The organism is Pseudomonas sp. D(2018) (assembly GCF_005502555.1).
Lineage (GTDB): Bacteria > Pseudomonadota > Gammaproteobacteria > Pseudomonadales > Pseudomonadaceae > Metapseudomonas > Metapseudomonas resinovorans.
Genome location: NZ_SCOK01000084.1, coordinates 1 through 15,911, shown reverse-complemented (window position 1 = coordinate 15,911; position 15,911 = coordinate 1). Strand labels below are relative to the sequence as shown.

Below are 15,911 nucleotides of genomic sequence, written 5' to 3'. Positions count from 1 at the left end.
ATGCCTACGGCACCGTGAACGACTGCATCGGCTACGTGCAGCGCCTGATCGACGCCGGCGCCGACGAAATCCTCTTCATCTGCCAGATGGGCACCGTGCCCCAGTGGGCACAGCTCGAGACCCTGAAGAACATCGGCGAACACGTGATTCCCTACTTCCGCAAACAGAACGGACTGACCTGAGCCGCGGAGTGAGGAATGCAAAACGGGCCTTCGGGCCCGTTTTGTTTTGTGCGAGTACGAAGACGCTAGTCCGGCCAGACGATGCAGCGCCCCGGCGCGCGTTGCATGTTCTGTCGGCCCGGCCGAAACCCGGCCGAACTCACTGCCTATTGAGGGACCTTGCCGTGGAAAAGATCATCTACGCCCTGTGGCGCAATCCGTCGGACAGCCTCGACGCCTTTTCCCAGCGCCTGCGGGGTGGAGTTGCCGAGCAACTCTTCACCTTGGGCGGCCGTGGCCTGCAGGTGAACCTGGCCGACGCCGATGTCGCCCCCGCCGCGGGACTGCGACAGGAGAACAACCGGCCGTTGGCGGATGCGGTCGTGTCGCTCTGGGTCGACAGCGCCAACGCGCAAAGCCGTCGGCCCCTGGATGAAGTCCTGGCAGCGACCAGCAGCCGCCTGGCGGCCTACCTGGTGTGCGAGTCGGTGGCGATCCGCAATACTCGTGTCCCCGCCCACCCTGGCCAGCGCACCCACGGTTTTTCGCAGATCGCCGTCCTCAGCTGCCCACCGCGCCTGACCCGGGACGCCTGGCTGGATACCTGGCGCAACTACCATACCCAGGTAGCCATCGACACCCAGGACAACTTCCTCTACGTGCAGAACCTGGTGGTACGAGCCCTGACCCACGGCGCCGCGCCGTTGGACGCCATTGTGGAAGAAGCTTTCCCGCCGGCCGCGATGACCGATCCCATGGCCTTCTTCGACGCCGTGGGTGACGAGGAGAAGCTCCAGAAGAACCTTGCGGCCATGATGGAGAGCTGCAACCGCTTCATCGATTTCGACAAGATCGATGTGCTCCCCACCAGCCAGTACGTGCTGAAGACGGCAGCGGCGGGTTGAACCGTGCCGTATCTCCCGCCGGGGGTTAAGTCCACCGGAGGAATCAGGCTTCCTCGTCTTCCCGCACCAGCACACAGTGCAGACCGTCATCGTCTTCGCTGCAGTCGTAGAGGTAGAACATCTGCACGTCACCGGTCGCGGTGACTACCGCGACGAAATCGCCGGCATCCGCGAGGAAGAAATCGCGGGTCGCCGGATCGGCCTGGCACTCAATCAGCGCCGTGACGAAGGACGAGGGGTCGATGTCACCGAAGTAGTCTTCGCGATCCTGCTCGCTCCATTCGGCCGGGGCCTGGAAAGGCCCGGTAAACAGAACACGCGCATCGCCGAGGTCTTCCTCTTCGGCGTCCAGGTCATTCTCATCGGGGCGATAGAGGGTGCAGTCCAGGGCATCGGCATGGTCGAGCACGGCCTGACGGGCGGCCAGGCGCTTTTTCGGGTCAAGGCCGGCGGCGAGGCAGATCTGGGCCCAGCTGTCTTGTTGGCTTGGGGACACGAGGTGATCCTTCTTGGTTGGGGCTGAAAGGAGTCTAGTGTCAGGCACGGTAGAGCGGCGGGCAATTCTCGATTGGGGGCAACGTGCGCGCCTGTGCTTAGATAAACCCATCGCCCACAGGCCGAACCCCATGATCCCCGTCGATACCCTGGTCCAGTTGCAGGACATCTTCCGTGCCCACGGCATGACCGACCCGGCGCTACAGGATTGCCTGATGCAGGCGCTCAAGCTGCGCGACTACGACCGCGACCAGTTGATCATCCGCGCTGGCGAACGTCCCACCCACTTCTACGTCATCCTTTCCGGCGTCGCGCGCTACTACTACCTGTCCCCCGAAGGTCGGCAGTGGAACAAGACCTTCTTCCGCGAGGGCCAAATGATCGGGTCCCTCAGCGCCCACCTCAAGCAGCAGCCCTGCACCTACAGCATCGCCGCGGTGGAACGGTGCCGGCTGGCCAGCCTGCCGCTGGCGATTCTCAGCCAGCAGGGCAAGCGCTTCCCCCAACTGCAACAGATGCAGGATCTGGTGACCCGCCAGATCATGTTGCGCAACGAGGACCGCGAGGCGCTGCTGCTCACCAGCAACAGCGAGCAGCGCTACCAGTGGCTGATGGAGCACGAAGCCTGGCTGCTGGATCGGGTGCCGCAGTACCAGTTGGCCAGCTATCTGGGGATGGACCCGGTGTCTTTCTCGCGGGTCAAGCGCAGGCAGGACCGCTGACCACCTCCCGTACCCGCAAACCCAGGACCTCGGCACGCTCCACACAGAAGTCGTGCTGCTCGGCCGGGACATCCGTCAGCGTTATCCACAAACCGCCATCAGCGCCTTGCACGACCTCGCAGCCCAGCATCGGGCAGCGACTGGCGACCCGCTCGCGATAGACACTGGCCGCCGCCATTTCCCGCAGACGCTGCTTGAATATCTTGCCCACCACAGTCACCGGCAGGGCTTGCACCTGGAACACCCGCTTCGGGCAGGCCGGGCGTTCGGCGATATGGTCGAACGCGAACTGCTGCAACTCGTCGCTGCTTGCCGTCTGCCCCTGGCGCAGTTGCACGTAGACCACCGGTAGCTCGCCTGCATACTCGTCCGGCATGCCCACGGCGGCAGCCATGGACACCGCCGGGTGGCTTTCCAGGCAACTTTCGATCAGCGCCGGGTCGATGTTGTGGCCACTGCGGATGATCAGGTCCTTGGCACGCCCGGTAATGAACAGGTTGCCCTGCTCGTCCAGATGCCCAAGGTCGCCACTGCGCAGCCAGCCGTCCTCCAGGGATGGAATGTCCTGCCCCAGGTAGCCGGCGAACACGGTTGGCCCGCGAACGCAGATTTCCCCACCATCGATTTTCACCTCGATGGGCCGCGCCACATGCCCGGCACTCCCGGGAATCGCCGGGCTGGCCAGGTTGGGCAAGGCGATCACGCCGGTGCATTCAGTCATGCCATAGGCCTGGTACAGCTCCAGCCCGGTAACCGCCTTCACCTTTTCGCACAGGGCCGCCGGTACGGGCGCGCCGCCGGAGAGCATGAAGCGCAGGCTGCCGATGTCGCGTCCGTCGATGGGCACTTCGAGCATGGCCGCAACCGAGGTGGGTATGCCGCCGCTCAGGGTGATGCCGTAGTGCTCCACCAGCCGCCAGTGCTGGCGGATCACCTCTGGATTGCGGAACCCACCCAGGGTCGGCAGCAGCATGCGCAATCCACTGGCCAGGCCGCCCAGGCTGTTCACCAGGGCGCCGGCCACATGGAAGATCGGCAGGCCATTCAGTGCAACGTCCTCCGGGCCGGCCTCCATGTAAGCGCGATAGGCACAGGCTGCCGCCACCTGGTTGGCATGGGTCTGCCGGGCCAGCTTGGGCAGGCCGGTGGTGCCGCCGGTGTGGAAGTAGGCAGCGCTATCCTCCGGCCGAGGCAATAGCGCTGGCTCCAACGCAGCGTCGCTGTAACCCCCGAGCAACGCGTCATAGAAGAACTCCCCGCCCTGCGTCAGCACCGATATGCACTTCGGCTTGTTCGGTAAACGCACGGAGGCGCCCTGGGCCTTCTGCCACAGGTCGGAACCCGCCACCGGGCCCAGGGCCACCACCAGGTCAGTGCCGGCCTTTTCCATCAAGCTGACCAGAGCGTCTTCATTCAGCAACGGATTGATCGGGTTGGCGATGCCGATACTGGCCGCCGCCCAGAGCAGGCACTGACTCTGTGCAATGTTCGGCAGCAACAGTGTGATCACCGGTTTGCGGGTTCCCGCCAGCTCCAGCAACAGCCGCGCGCTGCGGTTGAGCTGGGCAAAGAACGCCGCGTAGCTCAAGTTCTGCTCACCGATCTCTGCCCCCAGGCTGTGGATAAAGGTCAGGGCAGTCCGCTCCGGGTGGCGCGACGCCGAGGCCTGCAACAGTTCGTAGACAGTGGTGGGAGCTTGGCTGGACATGGCGGCCTCCTGGACCTGCGCGTTGTTGTGCGCCGATTGTTGGGGGCCGATGCAGCAGAGGCATTAACAAATGTTAAGAAGGCAGATGCCGCTTAGAAGCGTTCCAGTTGCATCTCCCGCAGCCGGCTCAGGGTGCGACGGAAGGGGAACTCCAGGTAGCCGTCGGTGTAGAGGCGGTCCATGGCCACGGCGGCCTCCACGTAGAGCGGCACACGACGGTCGTAGCACTCGTCCACAAGGGCAATGAAGCGGCGCACACCATCGTCATGTACGGACAGTTGCGGCAGCTCCCGATCGCCAGCGGCCACTCGCTCAGCGCCATCTTCGGTGCCACGCGCGATGCGCCCTTCGCGACGGGCAGCGCTGAGGTTGGGCACCTCTCCCAGGAGAATCGCCTGGAAGCGGTCGCACAGTGCGATGAAATCCAGCGCGGCGAGTGGCTGCTGGCACAGGTCTTCGTAGCGGAACCAGACCGCCGTGGCACATCGGCGCACGACCGGCACCGGACGATGGCCCAGCTCCACGGCAGCGCTGGAACTGCCCTGGCCCGCCGCCAGCCGCTCGAACACCTCAGCCAGGGCGCTGGGTCGACCAGGCTCGGCCACCCAGTAGCGCTGATGAGCCGCACCGGGGTGCAACCGATGGTCCTGATCGCCATCCACCGCTACGACCTGCATATGCCGCTCGATTGCCTCGATGGCTGGAAGGAAGCGCTCGCGGTTGAAACCGTCGGCATAGAGCTGCTGCGGCGGCTGGTTGGAAGTGGCGACCATGGCCACGCCTTCCTCGAACATCGCCCGCAACAGGCGGCCGAGCAGCATGGCGTCGCCGATGTCATTGACGAACAACTCGTCGAAACATAGCACCCGTACATCCCGACCCAGCTCACGCGCCAACGCCTGGAGCGGGTCCGGTGTGCCGGTGAGCTGGAACAGGCGCTGGTGAACCCAGCGCATGAAGTGATGGAAGTGCTGGCGCCGCGCCGGGACCTTGAGGCTCTGATGGAAGCGGTCCATCAGCCAGGTCTTGCCGCGTCCAACAGGGCCCCAAAGGTAGACGCCGGTCACTTCATCGGCGCGATGCAACGCCTCATGGCAGGCCTGCAGGCAGTCGACGGCATGGCGCTGGGCGGCATCCGGCTGGAAACCGCCTTGCTCCAGGGCATGGCGGTAGGCGGCAAGGGGGGAGTCGAAAGTCATGGCGCCGCATTGTGGCGGTTGCAGGCGCCATGGGGAAGGTTCGTCAGTTGTCGCAGAGCGCAGCGAAGCCCAATGCATCGGGCCTCGGATACATCCGCGTGACGGAAACAACCCTCATCCCCGACCCCTCTCCCGGTGGGAGAGGGGAGCAGAGCACTCAGAACTGCTCCAGCGCCAGCAGGTCGGCCAGGGTCTGGCGACGGCGAATCAGGCGGGCCTCGTCGCCATCCACCAGTACCTCCGGCAGCAGCGGACGGCTGTTGTAGTTGGAGGACATGGAGGCACCGTAGGCACCGGTGTCGTGGATCAGCAACAAATCGCCGACCTGCGCAGCCGGCAGCTCGCGCGGGGCTACCAGACCGCCGTCGTGCTGGGTGAAGACGTCACCGGACTCGCACAGCGGGCCGGCGACCACTGTCGGGCGGCTGGGAGCATTGACCGGATTACCGGCGTCGTCCAGCAGGGTCATGGCGTGGAAGCTGCCGTACATGGACGGGCGCATCAGGTCGTTGAAGCCGGCGTCCACCAGGACGAAGTGGTTATTGCCGACATCCTTGGTGGCGCGTACTTCGCTCAGCAGGCAGCCGGACTCGGCGACCAGGAAGCGGCCCGGTTCCAGCTCCAGGCGCACCGGATGCTTGACGATGCCTTCGATCTCGCGCCGGGCCAGGTTCCACAGTTCGGCGTAGCGCGGGATATCCACCACCGGATCGCCATCGCGATAGGGAATGGACAGGCCGCCGCCGGCGGAGATGGCTTCCAGGTCGCAGCCCAGGTCACGCACCGCGCCGACCATCGCACCGCAGACTTCTTCCAGGTGGCTGTAATCCACGCCCGAACCGATGTGCATGTGCAGCCCCACCAGCACCAGGCCGTAGTCGCGGATCACCGCCATCGCCGCATCCAGTTGGCTGTGCCAGATGCCGTGCTTGCTGTTCTCGCCGCCGGTGTTGGTCTTCTGGCTGTGGCCATGGCCGAAACCGGGGTTGATGCGCAGCCAGACACGGTGGCCAGGGCTTGCCTGACCGAGCTGGGTGAGCATGTCGATGGAGCCGACGTTGACCTCGATGCCCAGTTCCACGGCACGCGCCAGGGTCGGGCGGTCAAGCAGGTCGCAGGTCAGCACCACGCCGGCCGGTTCGCCCTTGGGCGAATAGCCAGCCAGCAACGCGCGCTCGATTTCGCCGAGGGATACCGCGTCCACCTGCACGCCTTCCTCGCGCATCAGGCGCAGGATGCTCAGGTTGGAGCAGGCCTTCTGGGCAAAACGGATCACATCAAACCCCTTGAGCTGGGCGATGCGCTCACGGATCACCGCAGCGTCATAGCACCACAGCGGGGTGCCGTGTTCACGGGCAAGGTTGGCGAGGGTGGCGGCGGGAATATTCGGGCGCATGGCGGCCTCCTGGAAAGGAATGGCGCCATGATGTCGAGGCCGAGCAATTCAATAAAATACCAATTTTTGCTGACACCATTCATTATTGATATGCACAGTCACCTGCTCCCGAGCGCCCCATGGACCTTTCCATCCGCCATATCGAAGTCTTCCGCGCGGTCATGACCGCCGGCAGCGTAACCGGCGCCGCGCGCCTGCTGTTCACCTCGCAGCCCACGGTGAGCCGCGAGCTGGCGCGCTTCGAGCACCTGCTGGGCTTCCGTCTGTTCGACCGTGAGGGCGGCCGCCTGGCGCCCACTGCCCAGGGCCTGGCGCTGTTCGATGAAGTGCAACGCTCCTACGCCGGGCTGGAACGCATCGTCGGTGCCGCCCAGGCCATCCGCCGATTCGACCAGGGCCAACTGGCCATCACTGGCCTGCCGGTGTTCGCCCAGACCCTGCTTCCCGGCTTCTGCCAGGCCTTCCTCGAACGCCATCCCGGCGTGCGCCTGTCCATCAGCGCCCAGGAATCGCCGCTGCTGGAGGAGTCCCTCAGTGGCCAGCGACATGATCTTGGGCTTTCGGAAACCGACATCCTGCCGCGCGGAACCCAAGGTTCGACGCTGTTCGCTGCAGATATGGTCTGCGTGCTGCCTGAAGGCCACGAACTGCTGGCGCGACCCGAGCTGGAGTTGGCGGACTTCCATGGGCAACCCTTCATCAGTCTGGCCGGCCTGGACATCTATCGGCAGAGCCTGGACGCCCACTTCCTCGCCGCCGGGGTGGAGCGCCGGATGGTCGTGGAAACCAGCACCGCCGCCTCGGTCTGCGCCATGGTCCGCCAGGGCCTGGGGCTGGCCATCGTCAACCCGCTGAGTGCCCTGGACGAAGCGGGCCGGGGCCTGCAGATACGGCGCCTGCGCACGTCGATTCCCTTTCGCGTGCAGCTGATCCGGCCCGAGTTCCGGCCCTCCTCCGTGCTGGTGGATACCGCCACTGAGATACTCCACGAGCACGCGCAAAGCCTGATCAGGGCGCTGGAAGCACGGCTGCACCGCACGGACTGAACGACGCCCTGCCACGTTCCCTGGCCAGGCTGACGCACAATAGACACCCGCACCGAGTTCGACACGACGAGGCAGGCACAGAATGAAGTCACCCGGCGGCATGTTGCTGACAGCAATCGAGCTGGACCGCGCCAGCGCCATTCCCCTCTACCGCCAGCTCTATCTGCAAGTGCGCAAGCAGATCCTCAGCGGCCGGCTACCGGGTGGCACACGACTGCCCTCCACCCGCACGCTATGCAAGGAGCTGGAGCTGTCGCGGATCACCATCCTCAACGCGTTCGACCAACTGACCGCCGAAGGTTTCCTGGCGCCACGCACCGGCGCCGGCACCTATGTCGGCGACGAATGGGAGCGCCGTGATGCCGCTGCCGATAGCCCGCGCAAGCCGCCGCGCCTGTCGAGCCTGAGTCAGTCCGTGCACTCCCTGCGCAGCGAGCATTTCGGCGGGGTGTCCTATGCCACCTGGGCGCCCGAGTGCCCGACTTCCTTCTTGCCCAGCCACCCGGCCTACGATGCCTTTCCCCTGCCGGTGTGGAAGCGCCTGATGAACCGACACCTCCGCCATCCCACCAAGGCGCTGCTCGGCTACGGCGAACTGAAAGGCCTGCAGCGCCTGCGCGAGGCCATCGTCGAATACGTCTTCGACGCTCGCGGAATAGAGTGCAGCGTGGACCAGGTCGTGGTGGTATCCGGCGCCCAGCAGGCCTTCAACCTGCTTGGCATGCTGTTGCTCGACCCGCAGGACGGCGTGTGGATGGAAGACCCCGGCCACATCGCCGCGCGCATCGCCTTCCAGGCCCAGGGCTGCCGGCTGGTTCCGCTGCGCATCGACGATCAGGGCCTCGACGTGCAGCAGGGCCTGCGCGAATGTCCGGACGCCCGCCTCGCGTTCACCACGCCTTCGCGCCAGCATCCGCTCGGCACCACCATGAGCTATGCCCGACGCCTGGAACTGATCGAGTGGGCCGGCCGTGGCCATGGCTGGATAGTGGAGGACGACTGCGACAGCGAATTCCGCTATGTCGGTCGTCCGCTACCGGCGCTGTTCGCCATGGATCAATGGCAGAAGGTCATCTACGTCGGCACCTTCAGCAAGGTGCTTTACCCCTCGCTGCGCCTGGGCTACGTGATCCTGCCGGAGGCCCTGGTGGAGCCCTTCTGTGCCATCCGCGCGGTGATGGACCGCAGCCCCTCCACCCTGCACCAGGCAACCACCGCAGATTTCATCGTCGAGGGGCACTTCCTCGGTCACATCCGCCGCATGCGAACGCTCTACCGCGCACGCCAGGAACGGCTGCTCGAGCAATTGCAGCGCCGCCTGGGTGGCTTCATGCGGGTCAACCCCGTGGAAGCGGGCCTGCACCTGATCGGCTGGCTCGACGAGGGCGAGGACGACAACGCCGTCGCTCAGGGGCTGGCCCAGCAGCAGATCTACACCTATGGACTGGGCGACTACTGCATCAAGCGGTACCTGCCTCCGGGATTGCTGATTGGCTTTGCCGGTACCCCCGAGGAACAGGCCGTCGAGAAAGTCGAGGCTCTGGCAAGGGCCCTGGCGAATCTCGGCTACCGCCTGTAACGGTGCCCACCCAAAGTGGTCATAACAATTAAAAAATAATGGCTATATCGATAGCGCCATTCCGGAGAGATAAAGGCAGCGCCGGCCAACCCGGCACCTTTTTCAGGAATGACAAGAATGAACGCTATCCAAGCACGCTTTGCCGCGCTGCTGCGCCAGAACGCCAGCAGTGAAGCCCCGCCTCCGGTCCTGACGCCAGACCTCGCCACCCGCCTGCTGGCACGTCTCGAAAGCCTCCGCCTGTTCGCCCACGGCTACCCGCTTCTGACCAACCTCACCCACGGCCGGCTCAAGCCCGAGGACCTGCTGGACTTCGCCTACCGCCATGAACTGCAGGGCCTGAGCCTGCACCTGCTGGACGGTGAAGAGAACAGCCTGTCGCAGATGAGCCCGGCCCAGCTCCGTGCCTTCGCCGACAAGGCGCGCGAGCTGGGGCTGGACGTGCACCTTGAGATCAGCAGCACGCGCCGCGAAGACGTCGACCAAGTGGTGGCCGTCGCCCAGGCGATAGGCACCCGCAACATCCGCGTCTACTCGCGCTACGAGGGTCACCTTTCGCGGGTCATGGCGCTGATCGAGGCAGACCTCCAGTACCTCGGCCAACTGGCCGACCAGCACGACCTGCACTTCGACTTCGAGCAGCACGAGGAGCTCAAGAGCGGCGAGATTGCGCAACTGCTGCGTCAAGCCGGCAACCCGCGCCTGAACGCGCTGTTCGACTTCGGCAACATGATTAACGCCTGCGAGCAACCGCTTCCCGCGCTTCAGGCGCTTTCCCCGTACATCCGCCAGGTACACCTCAAGGGCGTGCGCATCGTCCCCGAACAGAACGGCTTCGGCCACTACGGCGTGCTCCATGGCAGCCCCGACGACGACCTGCCCGGCGCACGGATGCTGTTCGAACTGCTGATGCTCGGCGAGCACGCGCCCCAGGTGATCGCCTTCATCCTGGAGCAGGAAAACCACTACATCGCCCCGTCGTTCCGCCAATCGGACGAGGCGGAAGATCCCTTCATCCCCTACCGGGAGATGAGCGAAACCGCCCTGCCGCCCGGCTACACGGCCGACCGCATGATGGCCGACGAGCACCGTTGGGCGAACAACCAGGTCCGGCATGTCCGCGGGCTGCTCACCGAGTTGCGCGTGCTGGCCGAACTCACGCTGACCGAGGCCGGCCAATCCTGCGCCTGACCCGCCGCCAGCAATTCACCCCTTGATACTGTGGAGAACAAAAATGACAGCACAGGCTAAGGCCAAGTGGCTCAGATTCCTGATCCTCGTCCTCGGCGGCGGGACCATCTACAAGCTCGCCAACCTGAAAGACGCCTTCTACGTGCCCATGCAGGAACACATGGGCCTGAGCCACACCGAGATCGGTACCCTGCTCAGCGCGAACGCCATCATCGCTACCGCCCTGTTCGTGGTCGGCGGCTTCCTGGCGGACCGCTTCGACACCCGCAAACTGATACCCCTGGGCCTGATCGGCACCGGCGCGCTGGGCCTTTACCTGGCAACCTTCCCCGGCTACAGCCAGTTGCTGATCGTGTTCAGCCTGTTCGCCATCTGCGCCGACTGCATTTATTGGCCCGCCTTGCTCAAGGCCGTTCGCAACCTGGGCGACGATACCGAGCAGGGACGGATGTTCGGCTTCCTGGAAGGCGGCCGTGGTGTGGTCGATACCCTGGTGGCCTTCTCTGCCCTGGGCGTGTTCGTCGCCATGGGCTCGGGCGAAGCCGGCCTGAAATCGGCCATTCTGTTCTATTCGGTGATCGATATCGGCGCGGGCCTGCTCACCTGGTTCCTGCTCAAGGAAAGCAAGCGAGGCCCTGCCAGCACTGAAACCATCGGTCTGGCCGGCCTGCTGGAAGCGGTGCGAGTACCGGGTATCTGGCTGGTCAGCCTCAACGTGTTCATGGTCTACATCGTCTATTGCGGCCTGACCTACTTCATCCCCTACTTGAAGGACATGTACCACTTGCCGGTCGCGCTGGTCGGTGCCTACGGGATCATCAACCAGTACTTCCTCAAGGTGCTCGGCGGTCCGGCCGGTGGCTTCATGGCGGACAAGGGCTTCCAGAGCCCGAGCCGCTACCTGAAGTGGGCATTCCTGGCGCTGCTGCCGGTCATGGCAGTGATCCTGACGATTCCCACAGGGGAAAGCTTCATCTACGCCGGGATGGCGGCCACCCTGTCGTTCGCGCTGATCGTCTTCACCATGCGCGGCGTGTTCTGGGCGCCCATGAGCGAGGTCGGCATTCCCTCGCGCATCACCGGCTCTGCCTTCGGTATCGGCTGCCTGATCGGCTACGCACCGGGCATGTTCGCGTACGTCATCTACGGCGCCATCCTCGACCACTACCCGGGGGAACAGGGTTATACCTACGTGTTCGGGCTGATGAGCGTGTTGGCGGTAATCGGCTTCATGGTCTCCAGCCTGCTGCACCGCGCAGTGCGCAAGCGCGGCGACACCCTGCCGGAAGCAATGGCAGCCGAGGCCTGAAGCCGCTCCACCTCGGCCCGAAACGAAGAAGCCAGCCCCAGGGGCTGGCTTCTTCGTTTGCGCAGGGTGCGCTAGCGGCTGTGGGCCAGAGCCCCCGCCGGCACCTTGCCGCTGGTGCCGGTTTCCAGCCAGCGGCGCATGCGCGTCGCGTCGGCCATGTGGGTGTACTTGCCGTAGGCATCCAGCAGCACCATGGCCACCGGTCGCTGATTCATGCGGGTCAGCATCACCAGGCAATGGCCGGCGTCATTGGTGAAGCCGGTCTTGGTCAGTTGGATGCTCCAGTTCGGCTTGCGCACCAGGCCGTTGGTGTTGCGGAACCCCAGGCTGTAGCGCGGCTTGACGAAGGTGACGGTCTTGCTCTCGGTGGTGCTGAGCTGGGTCATCAGCGGGAACTTGCGGGTTTCCTTCAGCAGCACCACCAGGTCGTTGGCGGTGGATACGTTCAGCGGCGACAGGCCGGTGGGCTCGACATAGCGCGTGCTCTTCATTCCCAGCGCGCGCGCCTTGGCATTCATCGCCGCAATGAAGGCCCGGTAACCACCCGGGTAGTGGTGGGCCAGGGTCGAAGTGGCGCGGTTTTCCGAAGACATCAGGGCGATGTGCAGCAATTCGCGACGGCTCAGCTGGCTGCCCAGGCGCACCCGCGAATAGACCCCGCGCATTTCGCGGTTGTCGCGAATGGTGACGGTCAGCACTTCGTCCAGTGGTTGCCTGGACTCCAGCACCACCACCGCAACCATCAACTTGGTCACCGACGCGATGGGCATCACGCGGGTCGGATTGCGTGCATAGAGCAGCTTGCCGCTGTTGAGGTCCACCAGCACAGCACTGCGCGACGACAGTTGCAGCTTGGCCGGGTCACGTGCCGGCAAGGACTGTTCCTGGGCTTGGGCTGGCGAACCTGCAAGAACGAACAGGCAGGAACCCAGAACGAACAGTTTGGCGATCGAACTGCGAATTTTCACGATGCGTCCAGTAACGTAAGTAAAGAAGAAAGGAGGAAATGAAATGTAGGACCGATACCGGCTAAGTATAGGAATGAAGAAGTAAAAGTACTCAGTGCCTTCCGTCGACGGGGCGCGATTTTGCGCCTTTGGTCGAATGTTCGCCAGAGGGAGAGCGTGGGCGAACTTCGCCACGAGGATCAGCGAATCGAGGCGCCGCGCTCAGCCAGCAACTGGCGCAACAGGGAGCGATGGCAGCGCGCCTCGTTTTCGCAGTAGCAGCCCACGGCGAAGTCGCTGCCATGGGACAGGGCTGCCAGCAGGTCGAGCACCCGCGCGCCCTCCCCGCCTTCCATTTCCGCGCGGTAACGCTTGGCGAAGCGCGCCCAGTCGGCGTCGCTTTCGACGGCCTTGCCCTCGGCCATCAGCTCGGCGCTGGGGGCCAGCAGCGGTAGCCAGGTGTCGTAGTAGTCGCGGCTGGCGAACTCGGCCCTGGGCACACCGCGCGGTGGCCGCCGGACCGTGCCGATGCGCACCCCCTCCCCCGCGGCCCGTGGCGTACCCAGCCGGACGATGCGGATGCTCATCGCCCCGGCTCCTCAGCGACTGCTACTGGGCAGTTCGCGAAAATCCTCGGTCTTGTCCATGGCCTGGAGCGCCACCAGCAGATTGGCCGGCGGGACGGTCAGCTTGCGTTGCTCCAGGTCGAACCAGCCAACAGTGGACGTTACCCGTGCCGCCAGCGTGCCGCTGCGGAAGAACGCGTTGCGCAGCAACATCCGGCTGCCATCCGTCGCCAAGCCGGCGGCGCTCATGGTGATGTCCAGTTCGTCGAGCAGGTGGAATTCGCGGAAGTATTCGATCTCGTCCTTCATCACCACCGGGCCCAGGCGCAGGCGGCGGAACTCGGACATGGGAAAGCCATGATCGGCGAAATACATCATGCGAACATCGGCGGACTTGTCGAGGTAGGCGGTGTTGCGCATGTGGGAGTTGAAATCCATGTCGCCCCAACCAGCGATAAGGGTCTTCTGGTACATGGAGGGTCTCCGCAGCAATAAGGGTGGGAAGCCAACATTATGGCCAATGTCCCGCTTTGCAACACCGGCGCGCCAGGCAGCCCCCGACCCAGGTGCAACAAACGCGCCCTGCTACCACGGCGCCGCCTTAGTCCCCTCGGACGATGCCCCACCACGCCGCCAATGCGAGTGTCCCCGCACCTGTATCGAAGCAGGCCGCATCAGGAGGCTCCCCGCATGTCCGCGGCATCGCACAAGCAAGCGCGCTACGCACTCGTCTGCCGTTTTGCACAGGCGATGGACCAACGGCGCCAGCAAGCCCTGGCCCGTCTGTTCAGCCCGGACGCCGTGCCGGAGGGGCCCGGTTTCAGTTTCAACGGCAAGACCGTGCGAATCACCGGCCAGAACCTGGCCATCGAAGGCGGCAACGAACTGTGCCGCAATCCCCGCCTGGACGACCCGGTGGTGACCCTGCATGGCGCGGTCGCCCTGCGGGATGCCCTGGCCGGCCAGGCCAGCATGAGGAGTCCTGAATGAAACGCGTGGAAGACAAGGTGGTCCTGATCACAGGTGCCGCCAGCGGAGTCGGCAAGGCCGACGCCCTGCTGCTGGCCGCCGAAGGCGCCCGTGTGGTGCTGGCGGACATCGACCGCGAGGGTGGCCAGGCCCTGGCCGCCGAGATCGGCGCCAACGCCCTGTTCGTCGAGCTGGATGTCGCCGAAGAAGAGCACTGGCAGCGTGCCATCACCCAAACCCTGGAGCGCTTTGGCCGCCTGGACGTGCTGGTCAACAACGCCGCCATCTGCCCCCTGGGTAGCATCGAGCAGGCCAGCCTGCAGCAGTGGCGCAACGTGCTGCGGGTGAACGCCGACGGCTACTTCCTCGGCTGCAAGTACGCCATCGAGGCGATGAAGCAGAATGCCAGCGGCGGCTCGATCATCATGATGTCCTCGATTGCCGCCCTCGGCGGCCTGCCCCCCATGTGTGCCTACAGCGCCTCCAAGGGCGCGGTCACCGCACTGACCCGCAGCGTGGCGGTGCACTGCAAGAGCAGCGGCTATCGCATCCGCTGCAACTCGATCCACCCGGATGGCATCTGGACACCCATGACCCAGGCCCTGGTACCCGGCCTCGATCCCGTGGCGCTGGGCATCGCCGACAACCCCATGGCGCGCATGTGCATGCCCGAGGATGTGGCCAACCTGGTGCTGTTCCTCGCCTCGGACGAATCGCGCTTCGTCAACGGTGCCGAGCTGCGCATCGACAACGCGCAACTGATTTCCGGAATCGCCGCCGGAGCCACCCAGCCATGAAGGAATCAACCCCGATGAACATGTTGCAAGGCAAGGTGGCGCTGGTCACCGGTGGCGGCCAGGGTGTCGGCCAGGGCATCGCCTACGCGCTCGCAGCCGAAGGTGCCCGGGTGGCCGTCGCCGGCCGCACCCTCGCCACTCTGGAAGAGACCTGCACGGAGATCCGTCGCCGTGGCGGTCAGGCCCTGGCCGTGGAGTGCGACGTGATAAGCCAGGCGGACATAGACCGCTGCGTCGCAAAGGTGGTGGAGGCCTTCGGCGGTCTGAACATCCTGGTCAACAACGCGCACATCGTGCCGCTGGGCCGCATCCTCGACGTCAGTGACGAAGCCTTCATGCAGGGTATCGACTCCGGACCAATGGCCACCCTGCGCCTGATGCGCGCCTGCTACCCGCACCTCAAGGGCGATGGCGCGGTGGTCAACCTGGCCTCCGCCGCCGCCGTGCGCTGGGACGCCTCCGGTTACGGCCACTACGCCGCCACCAAGGAAGCGATCCGCTCGCTCAGCCGTGGCGCCGCCTGCGAATGGGGCGTGGACGGCATCCGCGTCAACGTCATCGCCCCCCACGCCCTGTCACCCGGGCTGCGCGGCTGGATCGAAGCCAACCCGGAAGAGGCCGAAGCCTACTTCAGCAGCATTCCGCTGCGCCGGGTCGGCGACTGCGAACAGGATATCGGCCGCACCGTGGCCTTCCTCGTCAGCGACAACGCCCGCTACCTGACCGGTGCCACCATTCCGCTGGACGGCGGCCAGGCTTACTGGGGCTGAGGGAGGCGAAGGCTAAGCACAGAAAGAGGCCCGCTATTCAGGCTGTGTGAAAACTCCCTGAGTGCAGGCCAAGCAAACGCCCCGACTGGTTCGGGGCGTTGGCGTTTCTGGGTAATCGAAAGCGAGGAGCGGGATTTATCCCATCAGCTCG

The 15,911-nt window shown here is 65.0% G+C and carries 16 protein-coding genes and 1 pseudogene; 10 read left to right on the top strand and 7 right to left on the bottom strand.

Annotation, left to right across the window (positions count from 1 at the left end; all coding sequences use genetic code 11):
* Positions 1-182 (top strand): annotated as a pseudogene (locus FFS60_RS27490) (LLM class flavin-dependent oxidoreductase); the annotation flags it as partial.
* Positions 183-346: 164 nt separating this feature from the next.
* Positions 347-1,066: an EthD domain-containing protein gene (locus tag FFS60_RS27485; RefSeq protein ID WP_137823775.1), complete on the top strand. Its 720-nt coding sequence runs from the start codon at positions 347-349 to the stop codon at positions 1,064-1,066.
* 43 nt (positions 1,067-1,109) lie between these two features.
* Here FFS60_RS27485 and FFS60_RS27480 read toward each other — a convergent pair whose 3' ends face one another.
* Complete coding sequence (locus tag FFS60_RS27480) at positions 1,110-1,529, bottom strand: hypothetical protein (protein ID WP_036997727.1); 420 nt, start codon at positions 1,527-1,529, stop codon at positions 1,110-1,112.
* Between the two features lie 163 nt (positions 1,530-1,692).
* On the opposite strand from FFS60_RS27480, the gene FFS60_RS27475 reads away from it, so the two are divergent.
* Positions 1,693-2,283 (top strand): Crp/Fnr family transcriptional regulator, encoded by a 591-nt coding sequence (locus FFS60_RS27475; protein ID WP_137823774.1) that lies wholly within the window; start codon positions 1,693-1,695, stop codon positions 2,281-2,283.
* Here the strand turns inward: FFS60_RS27475 and FFS60_RS27470 are convergent.
* From FFS60_RS27470 to lysA, 3 genes are all read right to left on the bottom strand, one after another.
* Complete coding sequence (locus FFS60_RS27470) at positions 2,261-3,991, bottom strand: AMP-binding protein (protein WP_137823773.1); 1,731 nt, start codon at positions 3,989-3,991, stop codon at positions 2,261-2,263. The genes FFS60_RS27475 and FFS60_RS27470 overlap by 23 nt on opposite strands.
* A 92-nt stretch (positions 3,992-4,083) precedes the next feature.
* The gene (zapE, locus tag FFS60_RS27465; RefSeq protein ID WP_137823772.1) at positions 4,084-5,190 is read right to left on the bottom strand and encodes a cell division protein ZapE; all 1,107 of its coding nucleotides are present in this window, start codon (positions 5,188-5,190) and stop codon (positions 4,084-4,086) included.
* Between the two features lie 157 nt (positions 5,191-5,347).
* The gene (lysA, locus tag FFS60_RS27460; RefSeq protein WP_051246853.1) at positions 5,348-6,586 is read right to left on the bottom strand and encodes a diaminopimelate decarboxylase; all 1,239 of its coding nucleotides are present in this window, start codon (positions 6,584-6,586) and stop codon (positions 5,348-5,350) included.
* Between the two features lie 119 nt (positions 6,587-6,705).
* Here lysA and FFS60_RS27455 point away from each other — a divergent pair, with 119 nt between their 5' ends.
* The 4 genes from FFS60_RS27455 to FFS60_RS27440 all read left to right on the top strand — a co-directional run bounded on the left by FFS60_RS27455 (position 6,706) and on the right by FFS60_RS27440 (position 11,711).
* On the top strand, positions 6,706-7,632 hold the full coding sequence (locus FFS60_RS27455; protein ID WP_028630375.1) for a LysR family transcriptional regulator: 927 nt from the start codon (positions 6,706-6,708) through the stop codon (positions 7,630-7,632).
* An 82-nt stretch (positions 7,633-7,714) separates the two neighbouring features.
* On the top strand, positions 7,715-9,211 hold the full coding sequence (locus FFS60_RS27450; protein WP_028630376.1) for a PLP-dependent aminotransferase family protein: 1,497 nt from the start codon (positions 7,715-7,717) through the stop codon (positions 9,209-9,211).
* Positions 9,212-9,328: 117 nt separating this feature from the next.
* A complete protein-coding gene (locus FFS60_RS27445; RefSeq protein WP_028630377.1) occupies positions 9,329-10,402 on the top strand; it encodes a sugar phosphate isomerase/epimerase in 1,074 nt (357 codons plus the stop codon).
* 43 nt (positions 10,403-10,445) lie between these two features.
* Positions 10,446-11,711 (top strand): MFS transporter, encoded by a 1,266-nt coding sequence (locus FFS60_RS27440; protein ID WP_028630378.1) that lies wholly within the window; start codon positions 10,446-10,448, stop codon positions 11,709-11,711.
* 71 nt (positions 11,712-11,782) lie between these two features.
* Here the strand turns inward: FFS60_RS27440 and pbpG are convergent, their stop codons facing one another.
* The 3 genes from pbpG to FFS60_RS27425 all read right to left on the bottom strand — a co-directional run bounded on the left by pbpG (position 11,783) and on the right by FFS60_RS27425 (position 13,698).
* Positions 11,783-12,679, bottom strand: a complete 897-nt coding sequence (pbpG, locus tag FFS60_RS27435; protein ID WP_028630379.1) for a D-alanyl-D-alanine endopeptidase — start codon at positions 12,677-12,679, stop codon at positions 11,783-11,785.
* Between the two features lie 179 nt (positions 12,680-12,858).
* The gene (locus tag FFS60_RS27430) at positions 12,859-13,245 is read right to left on the bottom strand and encodes a DUF488 domain-containing protein (RefSeq protein WP_028630380.1); all 387 of its coding nucleotides are present in this window, start codon (positions 13,243-13,245) and stop codon (positions 12,859-12,861) included.
* Between the two features lie 12 nt (positions 13,246-13,257).
* Entirely contained in the window at positions 13,258-13,698 is a 441-nt protein-coding gene (locus FFS60_RS27425; protein WP_028630381.1) for a thioesterase family protein, read from the bottom strand.
* Positions 13,699-13,914: 216 nt separating this feature from the next.
* Between FFS60_RS27425 and FFS60_RS28860 the strand changes: the two genes are divergently transcribed.
* Genes FFS60_RS28860 through FFS60_RS27410 form a run of 3 tightly spaced genes read left to right on the top strand, consistent with a single transcriptional unit; the run spans position 13,915 to position 15,760 of the window.
* The gene (locus tag FFS60_RS28860) at positions 13,915-14,214 is read left to right on the top strand and encodes a hypothetical protein (protein WP_177474094.1); all 300 of its coding nucleotides are present in this window, start codon (positions 13,915-13,917) and stop codon (positions 14,212-14,214) included.
* Entirely contained in the window at positions 14,211-14,990 is a 780-nt protein-coding gene (locus FFS60_RS27415) for a glucose 1-dehydrogenase (RefSeq protein WP_028630383.1), read from the top strand. The genes FFS60_RS28860 and FFS60_RS27415 overlap by 4 nt, the downstream gene beginning before the upstream one ends.
* Before the next feature lie 14 nt (positions 14,991-15,004).
* Positions 15,005-15,760, top strand: coding sequence for an SDR family NAD(P)-dependent oxidoreductase (locus FFS60_RS27410; protein ID WP_028630384.1), 756 nt, complete (start codon positions 15,005-15,007; stop codon positions 15,758-15,760).
* The last annotated feature ends 151 nt before the right edge of the window (positions 15,761-15,911 follow it).

Excerpts from the sequence above, each read along its gene's own strand:
- FFS60_RS27475 (WP_137823774.1), top strand. The coding sequence starts at position 1,693 with ATGATCCCCGTCGATACCCTGGTCCAGTTGCAGGACATCTTCCGTGCC.
- FFS60_RS27470 (WP_137823773.1), bottom strand. The coding sequence starts at position 3,991 with ATGTCCAGCCAAGCTCCCACCACTGTCTACGAACTGTTGCAGGCCTCG.
- zapE (WP_137823772.1), bottom strand. The coding sequence starts at position 5,190 with ATGACTTTCGACTCCCCCCTTGCCGCCTACCGCCATGCCCTGGAGCAA.
- lysA (WP_051246853.1), bottom strand. The coding sequence starts at position 6,586 with ATGCGCCCGAATATTCCCGCCGCCACCCTCGCCAACCTTGCCCGTGAA.
- FFS60_RS27455 (WP_028630375.1), top strand. The coding sequence starts at position 6,706 with ATGGACCTTTCCATCCGCCATATCGAAGTCTTCCGCGCGGTCATGACC.
- FFS60_RS27450 (WP_028630376.1), top strand. The coding sequence starts at position 7,715 with ATGAAGTCACCCGGCGGCATGTTGCTGACAGCAATCGAGCTGGACCGC.
- FFS60_RS27445 (WP_028630377.1), top strand. The coding sequence starts at position 9,329 with ATGAACGCTATCCAAGCACGCTTTGCCGCGCTGCTGCGCCAGAACGCC.
- FFS60_RS27440 (WP_028630378.1), top strand. The coding sequence starts at position 10,446 with ATGACAGCACAGGCTAAGGCCAAGTGGCTCAGATTCCTGATCCTCGTC.
- FFS60_RS27430 (WP_028630380.1), bottom strand. The coding sequence starts at position 13,245 with ATGAGCATCCGCATCGTCCGGCTGGGTACGCCACGGGCCGCGGGGGAG.
- FFS60_RS27425 (WP_028630381.1), bottom strand. The coding sequence starts at position 13,698 with ATGTACCAGAAGACCCTTATCGCTGGTTGGGGCGACATGGATTTCAAC.
- FFS60_RS28860 (WP_177474094.1), top strand. The coding sequence starts at position 13,915 with ATGTCCGCGGCATCGCACAAGCAAGCGCGCTACGCACTCGTCTGCCGT.
- FFS60_RS27415 (WP_028630383.1), top strand. The coding sequence starts at position 14,211 with ATGAAACGCGTGGAAGACAAGGTGGTCCTGATCACAGGTGCCGCCAGC.
- FFS60_RS27410 (WP_028630384.1), top strand. The coding sequence starts at position 15,005 with ATGAACATGTTGCAAGGCAAGGTGGCGCTGGTCACCGGTGGCGGCCAG.